At 65.9% G+C, this 7671-nt stretch carries 8 protein-coding genes; 5 read left to right on the top strand and 3 right to left on the bottom strand.

Annotation, left to right across the window (positions count from 1 at the left end):
• A partial coding sequence (locus F0Q45_RS22640) for an FAD-binding protein (RefSeq protein WP_149656048.1) occupies window positions 1-1105 on the top strand: 1105 nt, incomplete at its 5' end.
• Between the two features lie 44 nt (window positions 1106-1149).
• Entirely contained in the window at window positions 1150-2190 is a 1041-nt protein-coding gene (locus F0Q45_RS22645) for an LLM class flavin-dependent oxidoreductase (protein ID WP_149656054.1), read from the top strand.
• 36 nt (window positions 2191-2226) lie between these two features.
• On the opposite strand, the gene F0Q45_RS22650 is transcribed toward F0Q45_RS22645, so the two are convergent.
• Both F0Q45_RS22650 and F0Q45_RS22655 read right to left on the bottom strand, forming a co-directional pair.
• Complete coding sequence (locus tag F0Q45_RS22650) at window positions 2227-2676, bottom strand: nitroreductase family deazaflavin-dependent oxidoreductase (RefSeq protein WP_149656049.1); 450 nt, start codon at window positions 2674-2676, stop codon at window positions 2227-2229.
• A gap of 10 nt (window positions 2677-2686) precedes the next feature.
• Window positions 2687-3115, bottom strand: a complete 429-nt coding sequence (locus F0Q45_RS22655) for an HIT family protein (RefSeq protein WP_149656050.1) — start codon at window positions 3113-3115, stop codon at window positions 2687-2689.
• A gap of 88 nt (window positions 3116-3203) precedes the next feature.
• Between F0Q45_RS22655 and F0Q45_RS22660 the strand changes: the two genes are divergently transcribed.
• The 3 genes from F0Q45_RS22660 (at window position 3204) to F0Q45_RS22670 (ending at window position 6605) form a co-directional block, all read left to right on the top strand.
• A complete protein-coding gene (locus F0Q45_RS22660) occupies window positions 3204-4592 on the top strand; it encodes an amidase (protein WP_149656051.1) in 1389 nt (462 codons plus the stop codon).
• Between the two features lie 30 nt (window positions 4593-4622).
• Window positions 4623-5774 (top strand): adenylate/guanylate cyclase domain-containing protein, encoded by a 1152-nt coding sequence (locus tag F0Q45_RS22665; RefSeq protein WP_149656052.1) that lies wholly within the window; start codon window positions 4623-4625, stop codon window positions 5772-5774.
• Window positions 5775-6017: 243 nt separating this feature from the next.
• Window positions 6018-6605 (top strand): hypothetical protein, encoded by a 588-nt coding sequence (locus F0Q45_RS22670; RefSeq protein WP_149656053.1) that lies wholly within the window; start codon window positions 6018-6020, stop codon window positions 6603-6605.
• A gap of 28 nt (window positions 6606-6633) precedes the next feature.
• Here F0Q45_RS22670 and F0Q45_RS22675 read toward each other — a convergent pair.
• A partial coding sequence (locus tag F0Q45_RS22675) for a sensor domain-containing protein (RefSeq protein ID WP_188113108.1) occupies window positions 6634-7671 on the bottom strand: 1038 nt, incomplete at its 5' end.

Here is a 7671-nt window from a genome sequence, read left to right on the forward strand (position 1 = left end):
GGTCTCCGGTGCCAGCGTCGCCGGTCTGACGGTTGCGTATTGGCTTGGGCAAAGCGGTTATTCGGTCACTGTGGTGGAGCGCCATCCCGGGATGCGGCCGGGCGGCCAGGCGATCGATGTGCGCGGCCCGGCGCTGACGGTATTGGACCGCATGGGGTTGCTGGAGGCAGCGCAGCAGTGCAAGACCGCGATTCGCGGCGCTTCCGTGGTCGATCGTGACGGCAATGAGCTGTCCCGGGATACCGAGTCGACCCCGACGGGCGGCCCGATCGACAACCCCAATATTGAGCTGCTGCGCGACGACCTCGTCGAATTGCTCTACGGGGCAACAAAAGCGAACGCAGAGTTCTTATTCGACGACAGTATCACCGCGTTGGACGACGACGAGACCGCAGTCGCGGTGACCTTCGAGCGCGCCGAGCCACGCCGCTTCGACTTCGTGATCGGCGCCGACGGGCTGCATTCCAATGTCCGCCGGCTGGTTTTCGGCCCAGAGGAGCAATTCATCAAGAGGTTGGGCACGTTCGCGGCCATCTTCACCGTGCCCAACTTCCTGGAGCTGGACTACTGGCAGAAGTGGCATTACGGGGACGCCACCATGGCCGGTGTGTACAGCGCCCGCGACAACACCGAGGCTAGGGCCGCGTTGGCGTTCATGGACACCGACCTGCAGATCGACTATCGCGACGAAGAGGCTCAATTCGCCGAGCTGGAGCGGCGCATGATCGACGATGGCTGGGTACGCGCACAACTGCTGCACTACATGAAGTCCGCACCGGACTTCTACTTCGACGAAATGTCGCAGATCGTGATGGACCGCTGGTCGAAAGGTCGGGTCGCGCTGGTCGGCGACGCGGCGTACTGTTGCTCGCCGTTGTCCGGCCAAGGCACCAGTGTCGCCCTGCTAGGGGCCTACATTCTCGCCGGCGAGCTCGCGGCAGCGGGCACCGACTATCAGCGCGGCTTTGCCAACTACTACGCCGAGTTCAGCGGTTTCGTCGAGCGCAACCAATGGCTGGTCAGCGACAACATCCCCGGCGGTGAGCCCATCCCCCAAGAAGAGTTCGAGCGTGTGGTGCACTCGATCGCTCTCGAGGACTACTGAGCTTCGGCGGGAACGTTCGCACGGTCGTGGGCGTTGTCGCCAGCGTGCGTCTTTCCGTCTTAGACCTCGTGCCGGTGCGCACCGATCAGTCGACCAGCGACGCGCTGGCGGCCACCGTGGCGCTTGCGCAGACCGCGGATCGGCTGGGGTTCACCCGCTACTGGGTCGCCGAACACCACAACATGCCGTCAGTGGGCGCCACCAGCCCGCCGGTGCTGATCGCCTACCTGGCGGCGCAGACCGCGCAGCTGCGTCTCGGGTCGGGTGGCGTGATGCTACCCAATCACGCGCCGCTGGCGGTGGCCGAGCAGTTTGCGCTGTTGGAAGCGGCCGCGCCCGGCCGCATCGATCTCGGCATCGGCCGCGCGCCCGGCTCGGATCCGGTCACGTCGTACGCGCTGCGTGGCGGCCGCGACGAGCGCGATATCGAGAACTTCCCGGACTATCTCGACGACGTGGTTGCGTTGCTGAGCGCCCGCGGTGTGCGGGTCGCGCTGCGCTCAGGTGACTACGTTCTTAAGGCCACCCCGGCAGCGGTCACCGAACCGCGGTTGTGGCTGCTGGGGTCGTCGTTGTACTCGGCGCAGCTGGCCGCCGCCAAGGGGCTGCCCTACGTGTTCGCCCACCATTTCTCCGGCAAGGGCACTGAAGAAGCGCTGCAGCTGTATCGGTCCCGGTTCGTGCCGAGCAAGCTCGCCGCCGAGCCGGTGACGTTCTTGACGGTTAACGCCGCTGTGGCCGAAACACGGGACGAGGCAACGGCTTTGATATTGCCTAACTTGCAGATGATGGCGCGGTTGCGGACCGGGCAGCCGCTGGGGCCGGTGCCGCTGGTGGACGAAGCGGCGGCGGCGCGGGTCACGCCGCACCAGCAGCGGATGGTGGACAGTGGCCTGCGGCGGGCCATCGTCGGATCGCCGGTCGAAGCCGCCGAGCAGCTGCGCGCCCTTGCCGAACGGTTCGATGTTGACGAAGTCATGGTGCACCCGGTCGCCTCGGCGCAGCGCGGCGCCGATCCGACCACTGCGCCCGCCCGGGTGACAACGCTGGAGCTGCTGGCTAAGCAGCTGCTCTCGGCTGTCTGACGGCCGCATCATGGTGTCGTCTTCGCAAGACTGCGGTCAGGCCGGGGTCAGCGCAAAGATCGGAATGGGTCGCGATGTCCGGTGCTGGTAACCGGTGTAGCGATTCGCGTTATTAGCGTTGACGAGCCGCCACATCCTGACATAGTCCGCGTCGTCGGGGGTAATCCGTCGTGCCGTCACCGCCAATCGTTTTGGGCCAACGTTGATTTCGCATTTCGGCTGCTTGCGCAGATTGTGGTACCAGCCGGGGTAGCGGTCGGCACCTCCATTGGAGGCGACGATCAAGTAGGAGTCGCCGTCGCGCGCGTATGTCAGTGAGGTGGTGCGCGGCTGCCCGGTCTTGGCGCCAACCGTATGGAGCAGCAGGTTGGGCGGCAGACCTGGCATCCGATGTCCGATCCGGCCGTTGGTCTTCCGGTAGATCGTGTCGTGCAGACGCAGTAGGGGGGCTCCGACCAACTGCTCGAATTTAGTGAGGTTGCTCATGTCTTCAGTCTTACTGACTCGCGTCGATGCGGGCCAACGCCTCCCGCAGCAGCTGCCCGGTGGCCGCGCGGTCTGGGTCGCGGCGCAGCACCAGGGCTTTGGCGAGCGCCAGCTTGTCGCCGTTGCGCCGCGGTAGTACGTGCAAGTGGATATGGAAGACCGTCTGGAAGGCGGCGCCGCCGTCGTTGATGGCGATGTTTGTCGCGTCAGCCAGTTCCGTGGAACGGGCGGCTTTGGCGATCCGCTGGCCGATCGTGACCATGTCGGCCAACGTTTCCGGCGGAGTGTCGGTGAGGTCCACAGTGTGTCGTTTGGGCAGCACCAGGGTGTGGCCACGGCTGAACGGACGGATGTCGAGGATGGCCAGATAGCCGCCGTCCTCGTAGATCCGAATGGCTGGAGCTTCACCGGCGACGATCGCACAGAACACGCAGGGCATGTGGCCACGTTACTGGTCTGGTGACGTGGATCGGAAAGGGCGCAGGCACCGCCTGGAGCCGGCTGATGAAGCGGGATACGCTGCGGCAGTGGACCCTACTGACGTCGCCTTCGCTGGTGCCGCCGCTCAAGCACGGATGCTTGCTGACGGCGAGATCACCGCACCGCTGCTGCTGGAGATCTATTTGGAGCGTATCGAGCGGCTGGACAGCGAGGTGCGCGCCTACCGCGTGGTGCGCTACGACTGCGCGCGCGAGGAGGCCGAAGTCGCTCAACAGCGCCTCGATGCCGGTGAGAGGTTGCCGCTGCTTGGGGTGCCGGTCGCTATCAAAGACGATGTCGATGTCGCCGGGGAGGTGACGACCTACGGCAGCGGCGGGCACGGTCCGGCGGTGACCTCCGATTCTGAGGTGGTCCGCCGGCTGCGTGCCGCGGGTGCAGTCATCATCGGCAAGACCAACGTGCCCGAGTTGATGATCATGCCGTTCACCGAGTCGCTGACCTTCGGGGCGACCCGCAACCCGTGGAACCTGAAGCGGACGCCAGGCGGTAGTAGCGGCGGCAGCGCCGCCGCGGTAGCCGCCGGACTGGCTCCGTTGGCGCTGGGATCCGACGGAGGCGGATCGATTCGCATCCCGTCGACCTGGTGCGGTGTGTTCGGACTCAAGCCCCAACGTGACCGGATCTCGTTGGAGCCGCACGATGACGCGTGGCAGGGATTGAGCGTCAATGGTCCGATAACGCGCTCGGTGCTCGACGCTGCGCTGCTGCTCGATGCGACGACAACGGTGCCCGGTCCCGAAGGAGAGTTCGTCGAGGCCGCCGAACGCAAGCCCGGCCGGCTGCGAATCGCGTTGAGCACCAGGGTTCCCACTCCGTTTCCGGTCCGGGTCGGCGCGGCACAGCGGACGGCGGTCGACCAGGTCGGTGCGTTGCTGCGCGATCTCGGTCACGACGTGATCATCCGCGACCCTGAGTATCCGCCGTCGCTCTACGCCAACTTCATGCCGCGCTTTCTGCGTGGTGTCAGCGACGATGCGGACGCGCAGGCCCATCCAGACCGGCTGGAGGCGCGTACGCGCGCCATCGCGCGCATGGGTTCGTTCTTTTCCGACCGCCGGATGGCGGCCATGCGAGCCGCCGAGGTCGCGCTGAGCGAGCGTATCCAGTCGATTTTCGACGACGTCGACGTCGTCGTCACGCCGGGCGCCGCGACCGGTCCCTTCCGTATTGGCGCCTATCAGCGCAGGGGTGCGGTCGCGACGTTGGTGCCGGTAGCGCAACGGGTTCCGTACTTCCAGGTTTGGAATGTGACGGGCCAGCCCGCCGCCGTGGTGCCGTGGGACCTGGACGGTGATGGTCTCCCGATGTCGGTGCAGCTCGTCGGCCGGCCCTACGACGAGGCGACGTTGCTGTCACTGTCGGCGCAGATCGAAGCCGCCCGGCCGTGGACCCACCGGCGACCGCCGGTGTCATAACAGCGAACCGCCGATCTGGTGGAGGACAGCATGGACCACGGGCGCGAACCGGTCGACCACCACGTCGACGATCTGCTGGAAGGACTCGAGGGCAGCGCGCGCACGGAACGTGCTGAACTCATCGAGTGGCTGCTGGGACAGGGCATCTCCGCTGACGAGATCCGGGCTTCCAACCCGCCGCTGCTGCTGGCCACTCGCCGTCTGATCGGTGACGACGGCAGGTATGTGTCCGCCCGGGAGATCAGCCAGACCCACGGCATCGACCTCGAACTACTGCAGCGGGTGCAGCGCGCGACCGGCTTGGCCAGGGTCGAGGACCCGGACGCGGCCGTGCATATGCGCGCCGATGGTGCGGCCGCCGCTAACGCGCAGCGGTTCGTCGAGCTGGGTCTGCACCCGGATCAAGTTGTGCTGGTAGTGCGCATTCTCGCCGAGGGCCTGTCACACGCTGCCGAGGTCATGCGCCATACCGCATTGTCGGCGATCATGAGCCCAGGCGTCACCGAGCTGCAGATCGCCCAGGCATCGCAGGTGCTGGTAAGCCGGATCGTGCCACTGCTCGGCCCGATGATTCAGGACATGCTGTTCATGCAGTTGCGGCACATGATGGAGACCGAAGCGGTCAATGCCGGCGAGCGAGCCGCTGGTAAGCCGCTGCCGGGCGCGCGCCAGATCACCGTTGCATTCGCCGACCTGGTCGGCTTCACCCGACTGGGTGAAGTTGTCTCGGCTGAAGAGCTGGGGCAGCTCGCCAACCGGCTGGCAGACCTCGCACGCGACCTGACCGCTCCGCCGGTGCGCTTCATCAAGACGATCGGCGACGCGGTGATGCTCGTCTGTCCAGCGCCCGAGCCGCTCTTGGAGACGATCCTTGAACTGGTCGAGAACGTCGACAGCGACGACTCTTTCCCCCGGCTACGGGCCGGCGTCGCTTCCGGCATGGCCGTGAGCCGGGCCGGTGACTGGTTCGGGAGCCCGGTCAATGCGGCCAGCCGGATCACGGGGATAGCGCGGCCTGGCACTGTCCTGGTCGCGGATTCCGTCTGGGAGGCTTTCGGCGATGCCGCTGACAGCGCTGGGTTCGAATGGTCGTACGCCGGCGCGCGGCGGCTCAAGGGGATCAAGAATGAGTCCAAGCTGTTCCGGGTCCGGCGTAGCAATAGCGATAGTCGACGGCACTGATTCGGCTTGCGCTGACATGGGCAGGCCCGGAGCGACTCTCGGGGGCGTTTGGCTCCGTCTTACGCGGGTCCTGCGCGGCCGGCTCTTACCCCTTGTTCCGGCACTTGAGTTTGGTCTCTTCCGGGCCTGCTTCGCTACCAAAAATACAACTGCGCATACCTGATAGCAATGGGCTGTTCCGGTGCCGTTTCGCTACCGGCGAAAGGGGGACTGTAATGAATGAAATGATGTAATTATGTAATCATGACGAGAGATCAGCACATTCATGGACGCCGCTACGGCCGCCCGGGAGGTTGGCAGCAAGCCGAGCAACCAGACGCCAGCGACGCGGCCGAGTGGTTCGCTGGACGCCTGCCCGAGGACTGGTTCGATGGTGACCCCATGGTCGTCGTCGACCGTGAGGAGATCACGGTGACCGGCACATTGCGCGCAGCCGGGGATTCCGGACCGGAACCGAGCGAGGCGCGCTCACGCGGAAGGGCCGCGCGATTCCGCGAGGAAACTCGATCAGAACGAATGAAAATCGCTGACCAGGCGCAGCATCGCTATGGACGTAAGGTGTCGTGGGGCGTTGACGTCGTTTCCGACACCGGCGCAGAGCGGATCCTGTTCACCCATATGGCGGTTCCGGTAATGACGCGTCTCAAGCAACCGGAGCGTCAGGTGCTCGACACGCTGGTCGACGCCGGGATCGCACGGTCACGTGCGGACGCCCTTGCATGGTCGGTCAAGCTGGTCGGCGAGCACACCGAGGAGTGGCTGGCCAAATTGCGCTCCGCCATGGCAGCGGTGGACGACCTCCGGGCCCAAGGGCCTGACTTGCGGGCCTAGTACTGGCCTAGTACGGGCCTAGTACGGCTTAGTACGTGGTTGCCTTGGTGACTTTGGCGATGATCTGGTCGGCGATCTGGCCGCCCTGATCGCTGATGTGGTAACCGCACGCGTTGACGTCGGCGACCACGTTGTTGGCCACACTCAGTGCGCGCTGGCACTCCCAACCGTCGGCGCCTTCTTGGGTGCGCAGCAACGTAATCCGCGGCGGGCTTCCGTTGACCTCGGCGAACGTCCACCGATACGTCTTGGAATTGTTGGTCACGGTCACCGCCTTGCCGGCGCAGTTCTTCCACTTGCTCACCGCGGACTGCACGAACGAGCGGGCCTTGTCGGCGGACGGAAACGCCACCACGGCCTGGTTGACCCAGTGGTCATAGTTGTCACCGGGTTCTGAGGACACGAGACCGCTAACACCCGTATAGCCCGTGCCGGAATATTCCGGATCTTGGCTCGTATATAAGGCCCCCTGGCAATCCGGCAGGGACAGCGTCACCGGCGAGGCGTCCATCGAGGTGAGGGGTTTGCCGGGTTGCATGTTCGACGCACCCATCGCGGAGTCGACTTCTGATGGGCTCAGCAACAAAGAGCTGAGACGCTCCTCGGATATCGGTTTCGGTGGCGGCGCCGGCGTGGGCCGAACGATAAGCCAGATGCCCACTCCGCCGACGACGAAGGCGAGCACGATGGCCACGGCGGCGACGATCGGCCATGGGTTGCGTTTGCTGGGTGTCATCGGCTGATATCCCTGACCCCAGCGCGGCGGGTGGGGCAGTTGCTGCGCGGGCGGTGCGCTGGGTGGCGTGCCACTCCAGTTGCTGCTCTGGAAGTAGGCCGGAGTGGGGACCGGCTGGTTCGCAGGCATCGGCCCGCCGCTCGGTGGCCACGCGGGATGGCCCGCGGGTGTTGGGCGCGGTAGCTGTCCCGAAGATCCCGGGGACCCGGGTGGCGCCGAGTAGGGCGGTGGCTGCTGCGGTGCTGACGCCCGTCGTGGCGGCGTCACCGGTGGTGCGGGCGGCGCGAGTGCCGTGGCCGGCATGGTCGGCGGCGCGGCGGCGGTAGGAGG

Origin of the sequence: Mycobacterium simiae (genome assembly GCF_008370645.1) — a bacterium.
Lineage (GTDB): Bacteria > Actinomycetota > Actinomycetes > Mycobacteriales > Mycobacteriaceae > Mycobacterium > Mycobacterium simiae_A.